The following is a 20,476-nucleotide window of genomic DNA, read 5'->3' as shown; positions in this document are numbered from 1 at the left end:
GGCGGCCCGCCGATCCCGGTGGGCGGTCCGACCAACGACCTGATCGCGATCGCGGTCGGTGTCATCGTCTATCTGGCGCTGGCGTTTGCGTTCCACCCGGTCGTGATCGGCGTGCCTGTCATGGGAGCCTGACTATGTCTGTTCAATCCGCCATCAAGCGCAAGACCGCGCCCGATCTGCGCGCCCGCAAGAATGGCGAACCGATCGTGATGCTGACGTCGTATCATGCGCACACCGCGGCGCTGGTCGACCGGCATTGCGACGCCATCCTGGTCGGGGACTCCCTCGGCAACGTGATGCACGGCTTCGAGACCACCGTGCCTGTCACCCTCGACATGATGATCCTGCAGGGCCGCGCGGTGATGCGCGGTTCGCAGGCTGCACTCGTCGTGGTCGACATGCCGTTCGGTTCCTACGAGGAATCGAAAGAGCAGGCGTTCCGGTCGGCGGTGCGGATCATGAAGGAGACGCTGTGCGGCGCGGTCAAGCTCGAGGGCGGCGCGCGGATGGCGGAGACGGTGGCGTTCCTGTCCGAGCGCGGCATTCCCGTGATGGGCCATATCGGCCTGACGCCGCAATCGATCAACACGCTGGGCTCGTTCCGCGCGCAGGGCCGCGAGGAGGAGACCTGGGCGCCGATCGAGAACGACGCCAGGGCGATCGCGGAGGCGGGCGCCTTCTCGATCGTGGTCGAGGCGGTCGCCGAGCCGCTGGCGCGCAAGATCACGCAATCGATCACTGTTCCCACCATCGGCATCGGCGCCAGCGCGGTCTGCGACGGCCAGGTGCTGGTGTTGGAGGACATGCTCGGCCTGTCGCCGCGTGCGCCGAAATTCGTGCGCCGCTACGGCAACCTCGGGCCGATGATCGAGGAAGCGATCGCGGGCTATGCGCGCGACGTGAAGAGCCGCGCCTTTCCGGGGCCGGAGCACGTCTACGGGATGAAGAAGAGCTGACGAGGCGCGCATGGACTGGTCGCAACACCCACTTCCGGCCATGCGGCTCGAGCCGCGCTTTGGCGACCGCGTCGTGCCTGTCTTTGCCGAGCGGCCGGCCAGCCTGTGGGCGATGATCGCGGACGCCGTCGCACAGAACTGCGACGGCGAGGCGCTGGTCTGTGGCGCGACGCGCTTGAGCTGGCGCGAGGTCGCCGAGCAATCGGCGAAGGTCGCGGCGGGCTTTGCAAAGCTTGGTCTCGCGCCGGGCGACCGCGTCGGGATCCTGCTCGGCAACCGCATCGAGTTCGTGCTGACGATGTTCGCCGCCGCTCATGCTGGCCTCGTCACGGTGCTGCTCTCGACGCGCCAGCAGAAGCCCGAGATCGCCTATGTGCTGAACGATTGCGGCGCGAAGTGTCTGGTCCATGAGGCCGCGCTTGTCGACCGCATCCCCGACGCGGCCGATATTCCCGGCCTCGCGCATCGCGTCTCGGTCAGCGACGACGGCACATCGCAATTCGCTGCCTTGCGCGACAATGCGCCAGTGCAAGCGCCGGCGGAGGTGAGGGAGGAGGACACCGCGATGATCCTCTACACCTCGGGCACCACGGGCCGGCCGAAGGGCGCGATGCTCGCCCATTGCAACATCATCCACTCCTCGATGGTGTTCGCATCTTGCCTGAAGCTGACCAAGGCCGATCGCTCGATCGCGGCGGTGCCGCTCGCGCATGTCACCGGCGCGGTCGCCAACGTCACCACCATGGCGCGCTCTGCCGGCGCGCTGATCATCATGCCGGAGTTCAAGGCGTCGGAGTATCTGAAGGTCGCGGCGCGCGAGCGCGTCACCTACACGGTGATGGTGCCGGCGATGTACAATCTCTGCCTGATGCAGCCGGATTTCGACAGCACCGATCTGTCGAGCTGGCGCATCGGCGGGTTCGGCGGCGCGCCGATGCCGGTTGCGACCATCGAAAAGCTCGACGCCAAGATTCCCGGGCTCAAGCTCGCGAACTGCTACGGCGCGACCGAGACCACGTCGCCCTCGACCTTGATGCCGGGCGAATTGACCGCCGCGCATATCGACAGCGTCGGCCTGCCGTGTCCCGGCGCGGAGATCGTCGTGATGGGCGCCGATGGCCACGAGGTGCCGCGCGGCGAAATCGGCGAGCTCTGGATCCGCAGCGCCTCCGTCATCAAGGGCTACTGGAACAATCCGAAGGCGACCGCCGAAAGCTTCACTGCCGGGTTCTGGCATTCCGGCGATCTCGGCTCGGTCGATGCCGAGAACTTCGTCCGCGTGTTCGATCGTCAGAAAGACATGATCAACCGCGGCGGCCTCAAGATCTATTCCGCCGAAGTCGAGTCCGTGCTTTCAGGCCATCCGGCCGTGGTCGAGAGCGCGATCATCGCAAAGCCGTGCCCGGTGCTCGGCGAGCGCGTTCACGCCGTGATCGTGACCCGCTCTGACGTGAAGGCCGAGAGCCTGCGCGCCTGGTGCGCCGAACGTCTCTCCGACTACAAGGTGCCGGAGACGATGGCGCTGACATCGGACCCGCTGCCGCGCAACGCCAACGGCAAGGTGATCAAGCGCCAGCTGCGCGAGGGCTTGTCGGCAGGGGCGTAGCCCCCGGGGTAGGACAAACTTCCCCGGTTAACGCTTTGATCCGCCTCGCTTTGCCTTGCCTCTGCCACACCGTTAGGGTAACGCCGCCGCGATGTGGGGATCAGGTAGGGGCTGCGCTCCGCCGAGATTCGCGGTCCCGAGGGGATGGGATAGCCTTAAGTGTCTGAATTATTTGACGAAGTAGACGAGGAAGTCCGTCGCGATCAGCTCAAGAAGCTGTGGGACAAGTACTCGCTTTTCATCATCGCGCTGGCCATCCTGGTGGTCGCGGGCGTCGGTGGGTGGCGTGGCTACCAATATCTCGAGGGCAAGAAGGCCGCCGAGGCCGGTGCGGCGTTCGACCGCGCCGTCGAACTGTCGGACCAGAACAAGCACGCCGAGGCCGAGGCGGCGTTCGCCGACCTGATCACCAAGGCGCCGTCCGGCTACCGCAATCTGGCGCGGCTGCGCATGGCCGCCGAGGTCGCGACCCGCGATCAGCCGGCCGCTGCGAAGCTCTATGACGAGATCGCAGCCGACCGCAGCGTCGGCGGTCCCGATCAGGATCTGGCGCGGATCCGCGCCGCGCAGATGGTGATGGACACCACGACCTATCCGAACATGGTGCAACGGCTCGAGGGCATGGCGACGTCGAAGGACTCGACGTTCCGCCACTCCGCGCGCGAGTTGCTGGCGCTGTCGGCCTGGCGCGCCAACGATGCCACCGCCGCGCGGCAGTGGCTCGACCAGATTGCCAATGACGGCGAGACGCCGCCGAGCCTGCGTTCGCGCGCTGAAGCGCTGCAGGCGCTGTTGCCGCCGGTCGCCAAAAGCTGAACCGAGGCATGATCCGGAAAAGTGGGAACCGGTTTTCCGATCGGATCATGCCCAGACAGAACCCGAGTTTGAGTGAGAGATCGACCATGCGCCGCTCGCAACGCCTGATCGCAGCCGCAGTTCTGACAGCGCTTTGCAGCGCGCTGGCCGGCTGCGGCGGTGGCGGTATGGCCAATTTCGATCCGAGCGATCTGCTCGACTTCCTCGACACCAAGAAGAAGCTGGCCGGTGACCGCAAGCCGGTGTTCCCGGAAGGCGTGCCTGGCCTCGAGCAGGGCGTGCCGAAGGAATTGTACAAGGGCTCGCAGCAGGAGCAGCTCGACCAGCAGAATGCCGCGGCAGCGGCCGCTGCCCAGCCGGCTCCGCCGCCTGAGCCGCCGAAGGGTGCCAAGAAGCACACCAAGCGCGCCGCACCGGCCGCGGATCAGGCCGCGGCTCCCGACGCGGCGGCGCCGGACGAGGGCGCGCCCGCCGCGCTGCCGCCCGAGCCGAAGCCGAAGAAGATCGTTCGCCGCCGCACCACCGCGCCGCCGGCCGACGACCAGCAGGCGCAGCCTGCGGCGCCGGCGCAGCAGACCCAGACCTCGCAACAATCCGGCGGCGCGTTCCCCGCGCCGCTACCGAGCGGTGGATTTAGCCGCTAGAGCATGATCCGGAAAAGTGCGAAGCGGTTTTCCGAAAAGATCATGCTAAAACAAGAATCTAAAGCGCGATGACGGTTCAACCCAATCGCATCGCGCGCTAGGCTCCTGCTTCAATTCATTAGACGCGCGCCGCGCCGCGGCGCCGGGATGATCCATGTCTTTTACCATCGCCATTATCGGCCGGCCCAATGTCGGAAAGTCGACGCTGTTCAACCGGCTGGTCGGCCAGAAGCTCGCGCTGGTGGACGACGAGCCCGGCGTGACCCGCGACCGTCGCGAGGGCCAGGCGCGGCTCTACGATCTCGACTTCACCATCATCGACACCGCGGGGCTCGATGAGGGCGCCAAGGGCTCGCTGACGGCGCGGATGCAGGAGCAGACCGAAACCGCGATCGAGCTCGCCGACGCGCTGATGTTTGTGATCGACGCTCGCGTCGGCCTGACGCCGACCGATCGCGCCTTCGCCGACTTCGCCCGCAAGGCCAACAAGCCGGTGCTGCTGATCGCCAACAAGGCCGAGGGCAAGCACGGCGAGATCGGCGCAATGGAATCCTACGCGCTCGGCCTCGGCGATCCCGTGCAGATCTCGGCCGAGCATGGCGAGGGCATGGGCGACCTCCACGAGGCGCTGAGTGCGCTGATGCCTGAACCCGTCGGCGAGGGGGAAGAGGAGGAGATCGAGGGCGTCGAGAATTGGTCGGATGAGGAGATCGCGCAGCGCCCGATCCGCGTCGCCATCGTGGGCCGACCCAATGCCGGCAAGTCGACGCTGATCAACCATCTGCTCGGCGAGGAGCGGCTGCTGACCAGCCCCGAGGCCGGCACCACGCGCGATTCCATCGCGGTCGAGATCACCTGGCAGGGCCGCCAGTTCCGCGTATTCGACACTGCCGGCCTGCGCCGCCGCTCGCGGATCGAGGAGAAGCTGGAGAAGCTCTCGGTCGCCGACGCGTTGCGCGCGGTGCGCTTCGCCGAAGTCGTCGTGATGATGATGGACTCGCAGAACAAGTTCGAGGAGCAGGATCTGCGCATCGCCGACCTCATCGAGCGCGAGGGCCGTGCCATCGTGCTCGCGGTCAACAAATGGGACCTCGTCGAGCGCAAGCCCAACCAGATCTCGCAGCTGCGCACCGATGCCGACCACTGGCTGCCCCAAGTCAAGGGCGCGCCGATCGTCGCCGTCTCCGGCCTGATGGGTGAGGGCATCGACCGCCTGATGATTGCGATCCAGGAGGCCTATGCCGTCTGGAACCGGCGCTTGCCGACTGCGGCGCTCAATCGCTGGTTCGAGCAGGCAATCCAGGCCAGCCCGCCGCCGGCCGTCTCGGGCCGCCGGCTGAAGCTGAACTACATCACGCAAGTCAAGGCGCGCCCGCCGAGCTTCGTTCTGTTCTGCTCGCGCGCCGATGCGATCCCGAGATCCTATCTGCGCTACCTCACCAACTCGCTGCGCGAGACCTTCGATCTGCCGGGCACGCCGATCCGGATCACGCTGCGCGAGAAGGCCAATCCGTTTGCCCACAAGCGCAAGCGGCCGTCGTGAGCGGCGACGCCGAAGCCCATCCTGCGGCAGTTCCGCAGGCACGTAGTGGCGCGGTGATCTTCATCTTCATCACCCTGCTGCTCGACATGCTCGCGCTCGGGATCATCATCCCGATCCTGCCCAAGCTGATCGAAGGCTTCGTCAACAACGACACCGCCAATGCGGCGCGCATCTTCGGCGTGTTCGGCTCGATCTGGGCCTTGATGCAGTTCGTCTGCTCGCCGATCCTGGGCGCGCTGTCCGATCGCTTCGGCCGCCGGCCGGTGGTCCTGCTGTCGAATTTCGGCCTCGCCGCAGATTACGTGCTGATGGCGCTGGCTCCGAACCTGATCTGGCTGTTCGTCGGGCGGGCAATCTCGGGTATCACCTCGTCGAGCATCTCGACCGTGTTCGCCTATATCGCCGACGTCACCGCGCCGGAGCAGCGCGCCGCGATGTTCGGCAAGATCGGCGTCGCGTTCGGCGCGGGTTTTATTCTGGGACCGGCGCTCGGTGGCTTGCTCGGCGAGATCGATCCGCGACTGCCGTTCTGGGCCGCGGCCGGCCTGAGCTTCGTCAACGGCCTCTATGGCCTGTTCATCCTGCCGGAATCGCTGCCGGTCGAACGGCGCGCGCCGTTCAAATGGAAGAGCGCCAATCCGATCGGCGCGCTGCATTTCCTGCGCGCGAACCGGACGCTGGCCGGCCTGTCGCTGGCGACTTTCTTCGGCCAGCTCGCGCATGTCGTGCTGCCCTCGGTGTTCGTGCTGTACGCCACCTATCGCTATGGCTGGGACACCGGCACCGTCGGTGCGACGCTGGCGCTGGTCGGGCTCTGCGGCATGATCGTGCAGGGCGCGGCGATCGGCCCGATCGTGCAGCGGCTCGGCGAGCGCAACGCGTTGTTCCTCGGCCTCGTCTGCGGCGCCTTGGGCTTCGTGATCTTCGGCGCGGCGCCGACCGGGCAGCTGTTCTGGATCGGCATTCCCGTGATGGCGTTGTGGGGCATCTCGGGCGCCGCGACCCAGGCCCTGACGACGCAACTCGTCGCCGCCGACCAACAAGGCCAGTTGCAGGGCGCGACATCGAGCGTGCAGAGCATGTCGGAATTGATCGGCCCGTTCCTGTTCACGCTGACGTTTGCGTATTTCATCGGCGACAACGTGTCCGTGAAGCTGCCCGGTGCGCCGTTCTATCTGGCCGGCGTGCTGCTGCTGCTCGCACTCGCCATCGCCTGGCGTGCGACGGCGAAGAGAACGTAGCTTCGTAGGGTGGGTTACGCTTCGCTAACCCACCCTACATCTTAATCAGTCGCCGGCACCGAATGGTGCTCGTGCGTGATCCGCCAGCTGCCGTCGATCTTGCGCAGTCCGATCGTGAGCCTGAATTGGAACGTGTCGTCGAGCGGGCCGCATCGCATCACCGCAACGGCAAAGGCGACGTCATCGCCGGCCGTGATCGCGATGTCCTCGATATCGAAGGCGTAGGAGGAACGCTGACAGCCGAAGAACAAATCCCAGGTCTTCCTGTACGCATCAAGTCCGCGTGACTGGAGCGGTGGCGGCACGTCGAACATCACGATGTCCTGATCGTGATGGGCGAGGACGCCTGCATAGTCGTGTCGGCGGACGGCGTCTGCCCAGGCTTCGATGATTGTTCTGACTTCGGTTTCTGCCGTGTTGCGCTGCTGTGTCATCGTTCGCGTGCTCCGCGTGCTGGCTGATCGATGCTTCGAGGACGAATGCGAGGGCGCCGATCCGACACGCCGATGCGTCCGGGCTGGATCTTGCGGATTGCGCCATTTTGCCTGTATACAAACCATCCGGTTGGTTTGTATAAGCAATGCGGGATGAAGATGCGCGCCTCGTTCCCTGAGGCCGCCTGGGCAGGAGGAGCATGGTGGACGACGAGGCCGTTGATATCTGCGATGAGTTGACCCGCTTCAGCGACGCGCAGGCGGCGCTGTTGACGTCGCGCGGCCTTGTCTATCTGACCGACCTGAAGCTCGATGACGGCAGGCACGGCACGATCGTCGCTGCCAGCTATGCCGACGCGGAGTCTGTTGCCCGCACGCGCGGTCGCGGGGAGAGGGTCATCGGCCGAATGGCTCACGGGTTCCTTTACGGCCTGCGCCGCCGTCTGCTGCAGAAGGTTCGCGGCGCCGAAGGCCCATGCGCGCGAGCGATCGGATAGCCCGATGATCGATGGGTTATGGCGCCGCCCGATGCCGGCGCCGGCATGTCGGGCGCGCTGTTGGCGCGGCCTGGCAGAACCAGATGCCGCGCTTGAGATTGATCGAGGCCGCTGAGATACTGTGCTTTCACGCGACTCCTTCCTGCGCACCACCATTTGTCGAGTATCCTATGGATAATCCTTCCCGCTCGGAACGCTCCCGCAACGCCGCACTCGACGCCGCGATCACCATCGTAACGCGCGATGGTCCGGGACGCCTGACGCTGGACGCGATTGCGCGCGAGAGCGGGCTCAGCAAGGGCGGCGTGATGCATCAGTTCCGCACCAAGGAAGCGGTGCTGCGCGCTCTGCTCGAGCAGCAGATGGCGCATTTCGAGGAGTTCTCGAGCCGCTACCTCGAAAAGGCGCGCGAGACGACGGATCAGCCGGAACTGGCGGCGCAGATCGCAACGCTCAAGGAGGCAATCTCGACGCCGCGGGCCGGAGCATTCGCACTGCTGGCTGCAATGAACGAGAATCCCGAATTGATGGCGATGCCGCGCGATGTCGACATCAAGAAGATCGCGCTGATGAAGGCCGAGGCGCGCGATCCGGATCTGGCGCTGCTGCGCTGGGCCGCGGCGCGGGGGCTGCTGCTGAGTTCGTTGTTCGGCCTGTCGTCGCTGACCGATGCCGAGCGCGACCGCCTGTTCGAGCGATTGCTCGACGACAGCAAGTGGACTGCGATCGAGCAGGGCGCGACGGCGGCCGCAAAGCCACCCAAAGCGACGGCGACACGCGCGGCATCGCCGCGGCCTGTCGGCGCACGGGCCGCAAAGCCGGCATCGGCGCGCAAGCGTGGCTGATCTCCGGCGTGATCCGAAAGCACAACGCCGCCCAAGCGGAATATGGATCGCTTGGCGGCGTTGGGTCGGCACCGGGCCCCTGAAATCCCCCGGCAATTGGTGCGGTAGCACAAGAGATATCGCGGGTTTGTGACAGCGCGAGACCGTCATTCGCGAAGCGGCCGCACCAGCTTCCACGGCAATTCGACCGCCGGATTTTTCTGACGCGTTTCCTGCGATTGCAACTTTACAAACCAACTGGTCGGTTTTATAGTTGTCGCGCTGAGGCAAGATCTGGCGGCGCCGTGAGGGCGAGCCAGATCGGCAGTGACGGCCGCAGCCGCACTTCAGCCCCGGACGCGGCTGCGGCCGAGCTGCTCTTCCGCTTTAGCTCGGATGAGGAGATTGGAATGGAGAGCTCGATCGCCGCGCGCGGTCTGGGAGCGATGGCGCTTTGCGTCCTCGCCGGAGGATGTGCCGCCGTTACGCCGGTGGCTTATTCGGACGTGGCCTCGTCGGCCTACATGACGCCGGATACGTCCGACTCGTCGGGCCGCGTGCCGTATCGCTATGCGCCGCCGGTCGACTGGCGGAGCTACAACAAGGTGATGCTCGATCCGGTCGTGATCTATCGCGGTGCGGATCATCAGTTCGGCGACATGTCCGAGAAGGACAAGCAGACGCTCGCCGCCTACATGCAGACCCGCTTCGCCGACAAATTGCGCGGCCGCTTCACGCTGGTGAATACGCGCGGGCCGAACACGTTTCGCGTGCGGCTGACGCTGACCGGCGCGGTCGCCAACACGCCGGTGCTCGGCACATTGTCGCGCTTCGACATGGCCGGCGCGATTTACAACGGCGTGCAGGCCGCGCGTGACGGCGAGGGTACGATGACCGGCTCGGTGATCTATGCCGTCGAGATGTTCGACAGTTCGACCGCGCGCCTGCTCGGCGCCTACGTCAGCAAGCAATATCCCGGCGCCTACGACATCAAGGCCAGCGTCGGCGATCTCGCCGCCGCCACCGCCGGCATCGACAAGGGTGCCGATGCCTTCATGGCGCAACTGAAGTGAGGCGCGCGTCGCGCCTGCCGCAACGATCCCGACAATGAAAGGTGCTGTCGAATGAATTACATGGTTCGCCTGTTTCTGCGCGGCCTGGTCGCCGCCATTCTGATGAGCTCAACCGGCCATGCCGAAGTGATCGCATCGAACGATCCGAGCGGCACCTGGCTGACCGAAGACGGGCGCGCGCGCATCCGCCTCGAGCGCTGCGGCGCCGCGCGCGACCGCATCTGCGGCTTCATCGTGTGGATGAAGGATCCGCTCGATCCGCGCGGCCAGCCGTTCCGCGACAGCTTCAATCCCGATCCCGACAAGCGCACGCGCGCGCTGCTCGGCCATCAGCTGATCCTGGGATTGAAGCTGTCGCCGGAGGGCCGATTCGACGGCGACATCTACAATGCCGAGGATGGCAAGTCCTACTCGGTCTCGCTGTGGCGCGATCCGTCCGACCGGCTGAAGCTCAAGGGGTGCCTGCTCAAGCTGCTGTGCCAGACCCAGACCTGGACGCCGACGTTCGACGCTCAGCCCGGACAACTCGTCGGCCTGACCGGCGATCCCGGCGGCCCGCGTGCCGACAGGGAATGGACATCGCTGCCGGCGCCGGCGAAGGCGAAGTCGGCGGCGAAGTGATCGGAGTAGGGCGGGTTAGCGAAGCGTAACCCGCCAACTTCGTTCTGTGAAAAGATGGTGGATTACGCCTTCCGCCTTCGCTCGTTGAGCTACGGCGGACGTAGTCGGCTAATCCACCCTACAGAGCTCGCTTATTTCTTCACCAGCGGACAATCGCTGGCCTCGAGCGGCTTGGCGGCGTCCTCCGGCGAGATGGTGGCGATCAGCTTGTAATAGTCCCACGGATATTTGGACTCTTCCGGCTTCTTCACCTCGAACAGATAGGCCGGGATGATGCGGCGGCCGTCGATCCGCAGCGGACCCTTGCCGAACAGCGGATCGTCGGTCGGGATCTCCTTCATCTTGGCGACGACCTTGGCGCCGTCATGCGGATTGCCGCCCATCGCGTCGAGCGCCTTCAGGTAATGCAGCACGCCGGCATAGACGCCGGCGACCGTCATCGAGGGCATCGCGTTCTTGGGCGAGACCTTCTGGAAGCGCTTCGACCAGGCGCGGGTCTGGTCGTTCATGTCCCAATAGAACGACTCGGTGAAGGTGAGGCCCTGCGCGATCTTCAAGCCCAGCGCATGCACGTCGTTGACGAACAGCAGCAGCGCGGCGAGCTTCTGTCCGCCCGCGGTGATGCCGAATTCGGACGCCTGCTTGATCGCGTTGGTGGTGTCGCCGCCGGCATTGGCGAGGCCGATGATCTTGGCCTTGGAGGCCTGCGCCTGCAGCAGGAACGAGGAGAAGTCCGCGGTGTTGAGCGGGTGCTTGACGCCGCCGAGCACCTTGCCGCCGTTGGCGGTGACGACCGCCGAGGTGTCGCGCTCCAGCGCGTGGCCGAAGGCGTAATCGGCGGTGAGGAAGAACCAGGTGTCACCGCCGGCCTTGGTTAGCGCCTTGCCGGTGCCGTTGGCGAGCATGTAGGTGTCGAACGTGTAGGAGATCGTGTTGGCGTTGCAGGCCTTGCCGGTCAGATCGGCAGTCGCCGCGCCCGAGTTGAGCACGATCGAGTTCTTCTCCTTGGCAAGGTTGCTCACCGCCAGCGCGACGCCGGAGTTCGGCGTATCGGTGATGATGTCGACCTTGTCGTTGTCGATCCAGTTGCGCGCGATGTTGACGCCGACGTCGGGCTTGTTCTGGTGGTCGCCGCTGACCACCTCGATCTTCCAGCCCTTGGCGCGCAGGCCGGAATCTTCCACCGCCATGTTGGCCGCGGCCACCGAATTGGGCCCGCCGATATCGGCATAGAGGCCCGACATGTCGTTCAGCACGCCGATCTTGACGTTCTTGTCCTGAGCAAAGGCAGGGGTAGCAAGGCCGAGTGCAGCGCAAGCGAGAAGCACGGCGTGGCGCCGTGCGAGCGTCGTCGTCATGAGACATTCCCTCCACTGTCTATTTTTTCCGCAACGGCCCTCTTGTGGAGCCTTGTGGCGGTCGTCGGGTTCCCGCTTACCCTTTCCTTTGGCGAGCGGCAATCCGCATAAAGCCGGATGAACTGCGTCGAAGCGTCATCCTGCCGTCATTGCTACTTGAGCGCATCCGAGGTCAGCTTGAATTTCTGGATCCGCTTGCCCTCGACCTCGCCGGTGTAGACGTTGCCCTTCTGGTCCACCGCCATGACGTGGAGCAGGGCGAACTGTCCGGCATTGCGGCCGCTATGGCCGAAGGTGCCGACCACGCTGCCGTCGTCGCGCTTCAGCACGCGGATCTCGTTGTTGGCGCCGTCAGCGTTGAGCAGATAGGTCTGCTTCGGATCGGGCCACAGCGCGAGATCGAACACCGCGCCGTCGCCGCGGGTGTTCTTCTCGTAGAACCATTCCTTCACGAAGGTGCCGTTCTTCTGGAACACCTGGATGCGGTCCTGGCTGCGGTCGCAGACATAGACCAGCCCGTCATTGGCGATCTTGATGCAATGCACGGGATTGCCGAACTGCTCCTGCACCGCGGCGCTTGGATCATAAGGCGGCTGCTTGTCATCGGTGGGGAGCTTGCCGTAGCCGCCCCAGTGCCGCTTGTAGGCCAGCGTGGTGGCGTCGTACACGATGACGCGGCGGTTGCCGTAGCCGTCGGCGATGTAGAGCTCGTTGGCCGCCTTGTCGATCGCCATCTCGGCGGGGCGGCCGAGCTGGGTGGTGTCGTTGCTGTTGGTGCGGGCTGCGATCTTGCCGATCTGGCCGAGATACTTGCCGTCGAGCGAGAACTTCAGGATCGCGCTGTCGTCATCGGCATTGCCGCCGATCCAGACGAAGCCGCGCTCGTCGACCTCGATGCCATGCTCGCGGCCGACCCATTGATAGCCGTCGCCGGGGCCGCCCCAGGCGCGCAGCAGATTGCCGTCGACATCGAACTCGAGCACCGGCGGTGCCGCCACGCAGCATTTCGCGCGCGGCGGGGTGAGGCTCGCCGCCTTCTCGCCATCGCTCAGCGAGCGTGGCCGGTGCACCACCCAAATATGCCCCTGCCAGTCGACGGTGATGCCGCCGACCTGGCCGATGATCCAGTTGTTCGGCAGCTGCTTGGGCCAGGACGTGTCGACCGCGAAGGTCGGAACGTCACCGGCATGGGCGGGCTTTGGCTGAGCGAAAAAGGCTGCTGATGCGATGCCGGCGGAGAGAAACAATCCGGACAGAATGGAGCGCGCGCGATTGAACGTCGGCGTCATGATGCCTCCCGAGATTTTTCTTGGCGGGGCGTCCCGCTTGAGGAGGGCAGTCAATCGCGGGGCGGGGGAGGAGTCAATCGCGAGGAAAAGGCAAGCCGATGCGTCATAGATGGTGTCGTCGCCCGGCTTGACCGGGCGATCCAGTACGCCGCGGCGTCTCGATTCAAACGCTATCGCCTCTGGAATACTGGATCCCCGCATTCGCGGGGATGACATCGAATGCGCGGCCCGCCTGTGATTCCTCACACCGGCGGCTGGAAGCTCCGCAGCGTGCGCGCCTTGTAGTCATAGAGCTTGCCGGTTTCGGTCCATGCGGGCGAACACATAGGCACCACGAATTCGGCGGCCATGTCGGGCGTGTCCAGCGTCATCGGGTCTTCGCCGGGAAACACCTGCGCGCGCATCCGGGTGCGGATCGGGCCGGGGCTGAACAGATTGACGAGCAGCGCGGTGTTGGCGGTCTCGTTGGCCCAGGAGCGCACCAGTGCGTCGAGGGCGGCCTTCGAGGCGGCATAGGGGCCGAGATAAGCGTTGGCCTTGTGCGCCACGCCCGATGTGACGAACACCGCACGGCCGGCGTCGGACTGCCGCAGCAGCGGGTCCATGCAGCGGATCAGCTGGAAGTTGGCGGTGACGTTGATCGCGAACACGTCGTTCCACGGCTTCAGCTCGATATGGCCGAGCGGCGAGGACGGGCCGGCGGTGCCGGCATTGCCGACCAGGATGTCGAGCTTGCCATGGCGCTCATGCAGCGCGAGCCCGAGCCGCGCAATGCCGTCATAATCGGTCAGCGAGAGCGGCACCAGCGTGGCGCTGCCGCCGTCCTTGCGGATCTCGTCGTCGAGCTCTTCCAGCCCGCCTTGCGTGCGCGCCACCGCGACGACATGCGCGCCGGCCTTGGCCAGCGCGACGGATGTCGCGTAGCCGATGCCGCGCGAGGCGCCGGTCACGAGGGCAATACGGGAGGCGAGGGGTTTTGTCATGTCTGTCCGTCCGTGGTCTTGCGGCGGGTATTACAGACGGAAATGGCCGGGACAAGCCCGGCCATGACGAATTCCTGCGCTTTCGGCTAGGGGCCGGGCCCCTGGTCCATATTGCTGCTGTTGGTGCCGTTGCCCGAATTGTCGGGCGTCACCTTCATGCCCTGTCGGAAGGCAAACACGATGAAGCCAACCAGCAGCACCCCACAGAGGATGCCCATGATCGGCTGCATGGCGCGCTCCGTCAGCTCGCCTCGGCCAGCAGCGAGAGCTGGCGCGGCGGGGCCTCGGTTTCGCTCTGATCGGTGAGGTGGGTCGGATAGGCGCCGGTGAAGCAGTGGTCGGCGAATCTCGGATTGGCCGGGTCGCGCCCTTCATAGCCCATCGCGCGGTACATGCCGTCGATCGACAGGAAGGCGAGCGAGTCGGCGCCGATGATGTCGCGCATCTCCTCGAGCGAATGGGTCGCCGCCAGGAGGCCGCCGCGATCGGGCAGGTCGATGCCGTAATAGTCGGGATAGAGGATTGGCGGCGAGGCGAGGCGGAAATGCACCTCGCGGGCGCCGGCATCGCGCATCATGCGCACGATCTTCTTCGAGGTGGTGCCGCGCACCAGCGAGTCGTCGATCAGGATGATGCGCTTGCCCTCGATCGCGGCGCGGTTGGCCGAATGCTTCATGCGCACGCCGAGCTCGCGCACGGTCTGGGTCGGCTGGATGAAGGTGCGGCCGACATAGTGGTTGCGGATGATGCCGAGCTCGAACGGCACGCCGGAATACTGGCTGTAGCCGACCGCGGCGGGCACGCCGGAATCCGGCACCGGCACCACGACGTCGACCTCGGGATGGCTCTCGCGCGCGAGCTGGGCGCCGAACGCCTTGCGCACGTCGTACACCGAGCGGCCGCCGACGATCGAATCCGGCCGCGCGAAATAGATGTACTCGAAGATGCAGGGCCGCGCCGGCTTCGGCGGGAACGGCTTGTGGCTGTGCGCGCCGCGCTCGTCGAACACGATGATCTCGCCGGGCTCGATGTCGCGGACATATTTCGCGCCGATCATGTCGAGCGCGCAGGTCTCCGAGGTCAGGATCGGATGGCCGTCGAGATCGCCGAGCACCAGCGGGCGGATGCCGAGCGGATCGCGGGCGCCGACCAGCTTCTTGTTGGTCAGCGCGACCAGCGCGTAGGCGCCCTCGATGGTGCGCAGCGCCTCGATGAAACGGTCGATGAAGCGGGTGCGCTTGGACTGTGCGACGAGATGCAGGATCACCTCGGTGTCGGTGGTCGACTGCATCATGGCGCCGCCCTTGACCAGTTCGTGGCGCAGGGTGAGGCCGTTGGTCAGGTTGCCGTTGTGGCCGACCGCAAAGCCGCCGGCGCTGAGCTCGGCGAACAACGGCTGCACGTTGCGCAGGATGGTGCCGCCGGTGGTGGAGTAGCGGACATGGCCGACCGCGGCGTTGCCGGGCAGGCGATCGATCACCTCGCGGCGGGAGAAGGCATCGCCCACCAGGCCGAGGCGGCGTTCACTGTGGAAGCGGCCGCCGTCGAAGGAGACAATGCCGGCGGCCTCTTGGCCGCGGTGCTGCAGGGCGTGCAGGCCGAGCGCGGTGATCGCGGCGGCCTCGGGGTGGCCGAAGACGCCGAACACGCCGCATTCCTCGCGGAGCGTGTCGCCATCAAGATCGGGGTGGTATCTGAAATCGTCGTCCCGGTGGTCTTGTCGGAGATGTTCCTGCTTTTCGATCGGCCCGAGGTCGAGATCCATCTGGGCGGCGTGATCGGAAGGGGTTTGCATCTCGTTCATCGCCTCTCGCAAGGGGCCCAAATAAGTTATCGGCCCGCGGGTTTCTCGATCAGCTTTTTCAAGCCGTCACGCGCAGGTTTGCTGTAGCCATCGCCCGACGCCGGCGTTGCCTGATCGTTGGTATCAGCCGCAGAATCGTCGTCGGGCTTATTCTTCTTGAACTTCTTTAAGATGGTGTTCTCGGGGTCATCAGGCAAGAGCGCCATCAGCCAATCCCCGGTTCCCTGCAGCACCACCCGGGACTTCGCGCCGGTCACCCAATCGGGCCGCTGCTTGTCCGGAACCAGCCAGGTGAAGAACATGAACGCCACGACCACGATCAGGAGGCCGCGGGCCAGGCCGAACAGGAAGCCGAGGGTGCGGTCGAGCGCGCCGATCCGGGAATCCAGGATCATGTCCGAGATCCGCACCGTGATGATCGAGACCACGATCAGCGTGCCGATGAAGACGCCGGCCACCACGACGACGGCCGCGACCGTGTCGTTATTGAAGTAAGTTTTGGCGGTCGGCAGCAGCTTCGAGAAAGCATACAGCGTGACCAGCGCAGCGGCGCCCCAGGCCGCGATCGACAGGATCTCGCGCATGAAGCCGCGCACCATGGCAAGCAGGCCCGAGATCAGCATCACGCCGAGCAGGACGAGATCGAGTATCGTTATGGGCATCGGCTGGTCAGGTCCGCTGGTACGTTTGGGTCCGCTGTTAAGGGCTCGCGAATCGGCAAAGTCGGTGCCGTCCTAACTGAGGCGCATCGGGGGCATTCGGCAAGGCCGCAACACCACCTGTCCCGCGCGCCGGATGTATAGCGGCGGGGGGCTGGCACGTCACGCCTGCTTTAGCTGGTCTCGCGACGGAATCGGGCCGGTGTGGCATTTTTCTCAGCCGTATCAGACCTGGAGCCGCCCTGGTCGTCCCTCGGCACGGCCCTGCCGCCTCGGGGCGTCCCGCGCGCGGCAATTTCGGCGACCAGCGTGGTCAGGTTACCGACGCTGTTCAGCGAAAGCCCGCTGTCGCCGCCACCATCGCCGCGGGCCGATTCGGGCAGGGTGGCGCGGCCGAAGCCGAGCTTGAGGGCCTCTTTCAGCCGGGCCGGGGTCTGCGCCACCGGGCGGATCGCGCCGGACAGCGAAATTTCGCCGAAATAGACCGCATCTGTCGGCAACGGCGCATTCACCAGCGAGGAGACCAGCGCGGCGGCAGCTGCGAGGTCCGCGGCCGGCTCCTGGATGCGCAGGCCGCCCGCCACATTGAGATAGACGTCATGTCCGGACAATTTGACACCGCAATGCGCTTCCAGCACCGCCAGCACCATCGACAGCCGGCTCGGGTCCCAGCCAACCACGGCGCGGCGCGGGGTACCGAGCGAGGTCGGCGCCACCAGGGCCTGCAACTCGACCAGCACCGGGCGGGTGCCCTCGATGCCGGCGAACACCGCCGTGCCGGGACTGCCGAGCTCGCGTTCGGAGAGGAACAGTTCCGAGGGGTTGGTGACCTCGCGCAGGCCGAGCCCGGTCATCTCGAACACGCCGATCTCGTCGGTCGCACCGAAGCGGTTCTTCGCCGAGCGCAGGATACGGAACTGCTGCGAGCCTTCGCCCTCGAACGACAGCACCGCATCGACCATGTGCTCGACCACGCGGGGGCCGGCGATCTGGCCGTCCTTGGTCACGTGCCCGACCAGGATGATCGTTGCGCCGGTCTTCTTGGCGAAGCGAATGAGGGCCTGCGCCGAGGCGCGGACCTGGGTCACCGTGCCGGGCGCGGATTCGACCGTGTCGGTCCACATGGTCTGGATCGAATCGATCACGATCAGCCGCGGCACCGCGCCTTCCGACAGCGTCGAGACGATGTCCTCGACCGAGGTTTCGGAGGCGAGCTGCACCGGCGCGTCGGCGAGCCCGAGTCGCTCGGCGCGCAGCCGCACCTGCGCGACCGCTTCTTCGCCCGAGATATAGACCGCGCGATGGCCGGCGCGCGCCATCATGGAGGTCGCCTGGGTCAGCAGCGTGGATTTTCCGATGCCGGGATCGCCGCCGACCAGGAGCACCGAGCCGCGGACGAAGCCGCCGCCGGTGACGCGGTCGAGCTCGGCCATGCCCGACGACAGCCGCGGCGCGTCCTGGGTCTTGCCGGAGAGCGATTCCAGCGCGAACGTCCGGCCCTTGCGCTTGCTGCGGATCGAGACCGGCACCGAGCCCGTGGTGTCTTCCTCGGCCAGCGTGTTCCACTCGCCGCAGGAATCGCACTTGCCCTGCCAGCGATTATACGCCGCGCCGCAGTTCTGGCAGACGAAGGAGAGGGTGGATTTGGCCATCAGCGAGCTCGATTCCGTCTTCTCTCCATAGCATGGATCAAGAGCCGGCAACGACCAACGGCGCCACCGTGCCCAAGCGTGTTCGGTCGAAGCCGATTTCGGTCCGCCTATGTCGGCCGTTGCTTCAAGACCCGCACCGCGATTGAGGGGGCCGGCCAGAGCTGCAGCCTGTAATGATCGTCTCCCTCCAGGCCGTCCTCCGACAGCGTATCGAGCGCGCCATAGGACGCGCGCACCCGATAGGTCCCCGGCGCGGTTTCGATGCGCATGGCGTCAGGGAAGTAGTCTGTGCAACCGGCGATCACGATACGCCCGGACGCGACGTCCAGGCTGGCTTCGACGACGTGATCCCAATCGGAGAAATCGTGGTCCGGCTCGCGTTCCAGAATCTGCGCCGAGACCGGAACATGCATGTTCCGCACAGTGCCGATCCCGACCGTTCCTGACGCGATCGCGAGCATTCGATCGGTCGCCTCCTCCGTCCACGCAGTCGAAAGGTCGCCCGATGCAGATTCATCCTGGATGTAGAATTGGGAGTAGTCGGCGAACAGCGAGAGTTCGACTGATTTCATGTTCGGGCTTCCGTCGATGATCGATCTTCAATTCGCCATTGCCGACCATAGCAGCGACGCGCCCGCTGCCAGCATGATGCCGTCCATGATCAGACGGAAGGCCTCCGGCTTCATCTGCAGCACGAAGCGCTTGGCGATGAAGGCGCCGGCCATCAGCGAGGCGCCGGCGATCAGGCCCTTCAGCGCGATGTCGGGTGTCAGCGCGCCGAACCGCTCGAACGTCACCGACTTGCTGACATAGAGCCCGAGCGAGCTCGCCGCTTCGGTGGCGAGGAAGGCGCCCTTGCTGAGGCCGTAAAACAAAAACAGCGGCACGCTGAGCGGGCCGGTCGAGACCACGATGCCGGTGAGATAGCCGATCAGCGCGCCACCGATTGCGAGATGCCAGAGATTGGCCTTCAGCTCGTGTCGCGCCAGCCAGTGCCGCACCGGCACCATCGCGATCAGGAACAGGCCGATCGCCACGTCGACCGCGTGCGAGGGCAGGGCGAGCAGGGTGCGCGCGCCGAGCGCTGCGGCAGGGATGCCCGTGATCGAATAGGCGGCGCAGGCGCGCCAGTCGACCTCGCGCCACCAGGCCAGGATGCGCGACAGATTGGCCATCACGGCGGCGACCGCCATGATCGGCACCGCCTGCTTCGGCCCGTACTGATAGATTAGCACCGGCATCAGCATGATCGACGAGCCGGTGCCGACGATGCCTGAGATGGTGCCGGCGACCAGGCCGACGATGAGGACGAACAGGAAGCCCACGCGAACTCCGGGACATGATCCCGAGCCACGCCGGATGCGTGCCTCGACAACGAAGGCTCAGTGTGACCTCAGGGTTCAAGACGGCGCAAGAGCGCCTTGAAGCGGAGACGTGCCGTCGCGCGCCGCGTCAGTATTTCGCGACGACCGGGCCGCCGAAGCGGTAGTTGACGCGCACCGTCACCATGTCGACGTCCTGGCGGATACGTTCGTCATGGTTGAGCTGGGCGATGAAGACCGGATCGTAGGTCATGTGAACATTGTCGGTCCCCATGAACAGATGGTCGTATTCGATCGCCAGCGACCAATTATGTGCGATCGCATATTCGGCGCCGGCGCCGATCGCGCCGCCCCAGCGCGTCTCGCTGCCACGGTCGGCGATGAAGCCGACCGGCACGCCGGGTCCGAAAGCCGGCGTGATGAAGCTCTCATAGCGATCGCGCACGACGGCGGCGCCGCCCTTCGCGTACAGCAGGAAGGCGCCCCAGGAATAGCCGACCTGTCCGGTGAACAGGCCGATGGCATCGATCTTCGAGCGGTTGGCGAAGCCTGCGAATAACGCCGCTGTGGACGGGTTCGAGCCGGAGAGGTCGGCCCAATTGCCCTGCGCTTCAACGCCGAACACCCAGGCCGCCTGCTGCCAGCGATAGCCGATCTGGCCGCCGGCGGTCGCGCCGCTGGCGGTGTGGCAACCTTCCGGCCCGGTGAAATTCACCACGCCGAGCGCCGGATTGGCGATGGTGAAGGGCACGATGTCCCAGCACTTCCGGCTCCAGCCGCCGCCGCCATTGGCGCCGAGGTAGAAGCCGCTCCAGTCATTGCTGGCGGCGACGATCGGGGGTGCCTTGGTGTAGGGGCGGGCGGCGAGGTCGGCAGCGGACGCGCTTGCAATGCCGAGCATGAGCACGGAGGCGGCGACGAAATATGTCTTCATGGGCAGCCCCAATGCATGAATCAAATCGATGGCAGGCTAGTCGATTTACACCACCTCCGGCTGTACCCGGTCCGCCACATCCAGCCGCATTCGCGTGCGCCGACAGGCTCCCGGCGAGCCGTGCCGCACATTCAGTGTCGTCCCGGCGAAGGCCGGCAACTGTTATGTTGGTTTGGTTTGCAGGTACGGCTTTCGGTCTCGCATGATGGCATTGAGGACC

At 65.8% G+C, this 20,476-nt stretch carries 21 protein-coding genes and 1 pseudogene; 11 read left to right on the top strand and 11 right to left on the bottom strand.

Annotated features, from left to right (window positions below; translation table 11 throughout):
* The 7 genes and pseudogenes from BraRD5C2_RS24985 to BraRD5C2_RS24955 all read left to right on the top strand — a co-directional run.
* Nucleotides 1-132: pseudogene (locus BraRD5C2_RS24985) on the top strand (NnrU family protein); the annotation flags it as partial.
* A gap of 2 nt (nucleotides 133-134) precedes the next feature.
* Nucleotides 135-956 (top strand): 3-methyl-2-oxobutanoate hydroxymethyltransferase, encoded by an 822-nt coding sequence (panB, locus tag BraRD5C2_RS24980; RefSeq protein WP_223972669.1) that lies wholly within the window; start codon nucleotides 135-137, stop codon nucleotides 954-956.
* Between the two features lie 10 nt (nucleotides 957-966).
* Nucleotides 967-2,562, top strand: coding sequence for a class I adenylate-forming enzyme family protein (locus BraRD5C2_RS24975; protein WP_223972667.1), 1,596 nt, complete (start codon nucleotides 967-969; stop codon nucleotides 2,560-2,562).
* 159 nt (nucleotides 2,563-2,721) lie between these two features.
* On the top strand, nucleotides 2,722-3,378 hold the full coding sequence (locus BraRD5C2_RS24970) for a tetratricopeptide repeat protein (protein WP_223972664.1): 657 nt from the start codon (nucleotides 2,722-2,724) through the stop codon (nucleotides 3,376-3,378).
* Between the two features lie 86 nt (nucleotides 3,379-3,464).
* Entirely contained in the window at nucleotides 3,465-4,022 is a 558-nt protein-coding gene (locus tag BraRD5C2_RS24965) for a hypothetical protein (protein ID WP_223972662.1), read from the top strand.
* A gap of 154 nt (nucleotides 4,023-4,176) precedes the next feature.
* A complete protein-coding gene (gene der, locus BraRD5C2_RS24960; protein WP_223972660.1) occupies nucleotides 4,177-5,565 on the top strand; it encodes a ribosome biogenesis GTPase Der in 1,389 nt (462 codons plus the stop codon).
* On the top strand, nucleotides 5,562-6,806 hold the full coding sequence (locus BraRD5C2_RS24955) for an MFS transporter (protein WP_223972658.1): 1,245 nt from the start codon (nucleotides 5,562-5,564) through the stop codon (nucleotides 6,804-6,806). Before der ends, BraRD5C2_RS24955 begins: the two co-directional genes overlap by 4 nt.
* A gap of 41 nt (nucleotides 6,807-6,847) precedes the next feature.
* On the opposite strand, the gene BraRD5C2_RS24950 is transcribed toward BraRD5C2_RS24955, so the two are convergent.
* Complete coding sequence (locus BraRD5C2_RS24950) at nucleotides 6,848-7,240, bottom strand: YybH family protein (protein WP_223972656.1); 393 nt, start codon at nucleotides 7,238-7,240, stop codon at nucleotides 6,848-6,850.
* A gap of 200 nt (nucleotides 7,241-7,440) precedes the next feature.
* Between BraRD5C2_RS24950 and BraRD5C2_RS24945 the strand changes: the two genes are divergently transcribed.
* From BraRD5C2_RS24945 to BraRD5C2_RS24930, 4 genes are all read left to right on the top strand, one after another.
* Complete coding sequence (locus BraRD5C2_RS24945) at nucleotides 7,441-7,737, top strand: hypothetical protein (protein ID WP_223972647.1); 297 nt, start codon at nucleotides 7,441-7,443, stop codon at nucleotides 7,735-7,737.
* Between the two features lie 170 nt (nucleotides 7,738-7,907).
* Nucleotides 7,908-8,582 (top strand): TetR/AcrR family transcriptional regulator, encoded by a 675-nt coding sequence (locus BraRD5C2_RS24940; protein ID WP_223972645.1) that lies wholly within the window; start codon nucleotides 7,908-7,910, stop codon nucleotides 8,580-8,582.
* A gap of 389 nt (nucleotides 8,583-8,971) precedes the next feature.
* Nucleotides 8,972-9,634, top strand: coding sequence for a DUF3313 domain-containing protein (locus BraRD5C2_RS24935; protein ID WP_223972637.1), 663 nt, complete (start codon nucleotides 8,972-8,974; stop codon nucleotides 9,632-9,634).
* Between the two features lie 51 nt (nucleotides 9,635-9,685).
* The gene (locus tag BraRD5C2_RS24930; RefSeq protein WP_223972635.1) at nucleotides 9,686-10,255 is read left to right on the top strand and encodes a DUF2147 domain-containing protein; all 570 of its coding nucleotides are present in this window, start codon (nucleotides 9,686-9,688) and stop codon (nucleotides 10,253-10,255) included.
* A gap of 131 nt (nucleotides 10,256-10,386) precedes the next feature.
* Here BraRD5C2_RS24930 and BraRD5C2_RS24925 read toward each other — a convergent pair whose 3' ends face one another.
* From BraRD5C2_RS24925 to BraRD5C2_RS24880, 10 genes are all read right to left on the bottom strand, one after another.
* On the bottom strand, nucleotides 10,387-11,613 hold the full coding sequence (locus BraRD5C2_RS24925) for an ABC transporter substrate-binding protein (RefSeq protein ID WP_223972626.1): 1,227 nt from the start codon (nucleotides 11,611-11,613) through the stop codon (nucleotides 10,387-10,389).
* A 152-nt stretch (nucleotides 11,614-11,765) separates the two neighbouring features.
* Nucleotides 11,766-12,902: an NHL repeat-containing protein gene (locus BraRD5C2_RS24920; protein WP_223972624.1), complete on the bottom strand. Its 1,137-nt coding sequence runs from the start codon at nucleotides 12,900-12,902 to the stop codon at nucleotides 11,766-11,768.
* A 242-nt stretch (nucleotides 12,903-13,144) separates the two neighbouring features.
* Nucleotides 13,145-13,885: an SDR family NAD(P)-dependent oxidoreductase gene (locus tag BraRD5C2_RS24915; RefSeq protein WP_223972622.1), complete on the bottom strand. Its 741-nt coding sequence runs from the start codon at nucleotides 13,883-13,885 to the stop codon at nucleotides 13,145-13,147.
* 86 nt (nucleotides 13,886-13,971) lie between these two features.
* A complete protein-coding gene (locus BraRD5C2_RS24910; RefSeq protein WP_172803473.1) occupies nucleotides 13,972-14,115 on the bottom strand; it encodes a hypothetical protein in 144 nt (47 codons plus the stop codon).
* A gap of 11 nt (nucleotides 14,116-14,126) precedes the next feature.
* A complete protein-coding gene (gene purF, locus BraRD5C2_RS24905; RefSeq protein ID WP_223972613.1) occupies nucleotides 14,127-15,689 on the bottom strand; it encodes an amidophosphoribosyltransferase in 1,563 nt (520 codons plus the stop codon).
* Nucleotides 15,690-15,715: 26 nt separating this feature from the next.
* Nucleotides 15,716-16,351, bottom strand: coding sequence for a CvpA family protein (locus BraRD5C2_RS24900; RefSeq protein ID WP_223972611.1), 636 nt, complete (start codon nucleotides 16,349-16,351; stop codon nucleotides 15,716-15,718).
* Between the two features lie 170 nt (nucleotides 16,352-16,521).
* A complete protein-coding gene (gene radA / locus BraRD5C2_RS24895; RefSeq protein WP_223972609.1) occupies nucleotides 16,522-18,000 on the bottom strand; it encodes a DNA repair protein RadA in 1,479 nt (492 codons plus the stop codon).
* A gap of 107 nt (nucleotides 18,001-18,107) precedes the next feature.
* Nucleotides 18,108-18,572 (bottom strand): hypothetical protein, encoded by a 465-nt coding sequence (locus tag BraRD5C2_RS24890; RefSeq protein ID WP_223972595.1) that lies wholly within the window; start codon nucleotides 18,570-18,572, stop codon nucleotides 18,108-18,110.
* A 27-nt stretch (nucleotides 18,573-18,599) separates the two neighbouring features.
* Nucleotides 18,600-19,325 (bottom strand): sulfite exporter TauE/SafE family protein, encoded by a 726-nt coding sequence (locus BraRD5C2_RS24885; protein WP_223972587.1) that lies wholly within the window; start codon nucleotides 19,323-19,325, stop codon nucleotides 18,600-18,602.
* 127 nt (nucleotides 19,326-19,452) lie between these two features.
* Nucleotides 19,453-20,256 (bottom strand): outer membrane protein, encoded by an 804-nt coding sequence (locus BraRD5C2_RS24880; RefSeq protein WP_223972585.1) that lies wholly within the window; start codon nucleotides 20,254-20,256, stop codon nucleotides 19,453-19,455.
* Nucleotides 20,257-20,476: the final 220 nt, after the last annotated feature.

Origin of the sequence: Bradyrhizobium sp. RD5-C2 (genome assembly GCF_019972155.1) — a bacterium.
Taxonomy (GTDB): Bacteria; Pseudomonadota; Alphaproteobacteria; order Rhizobiales; family Xanthobacteraceae; genus Bradyrhizobium.
This window is presented reverse-complemented; position numbering and strand designations above follow the sequence as displayed.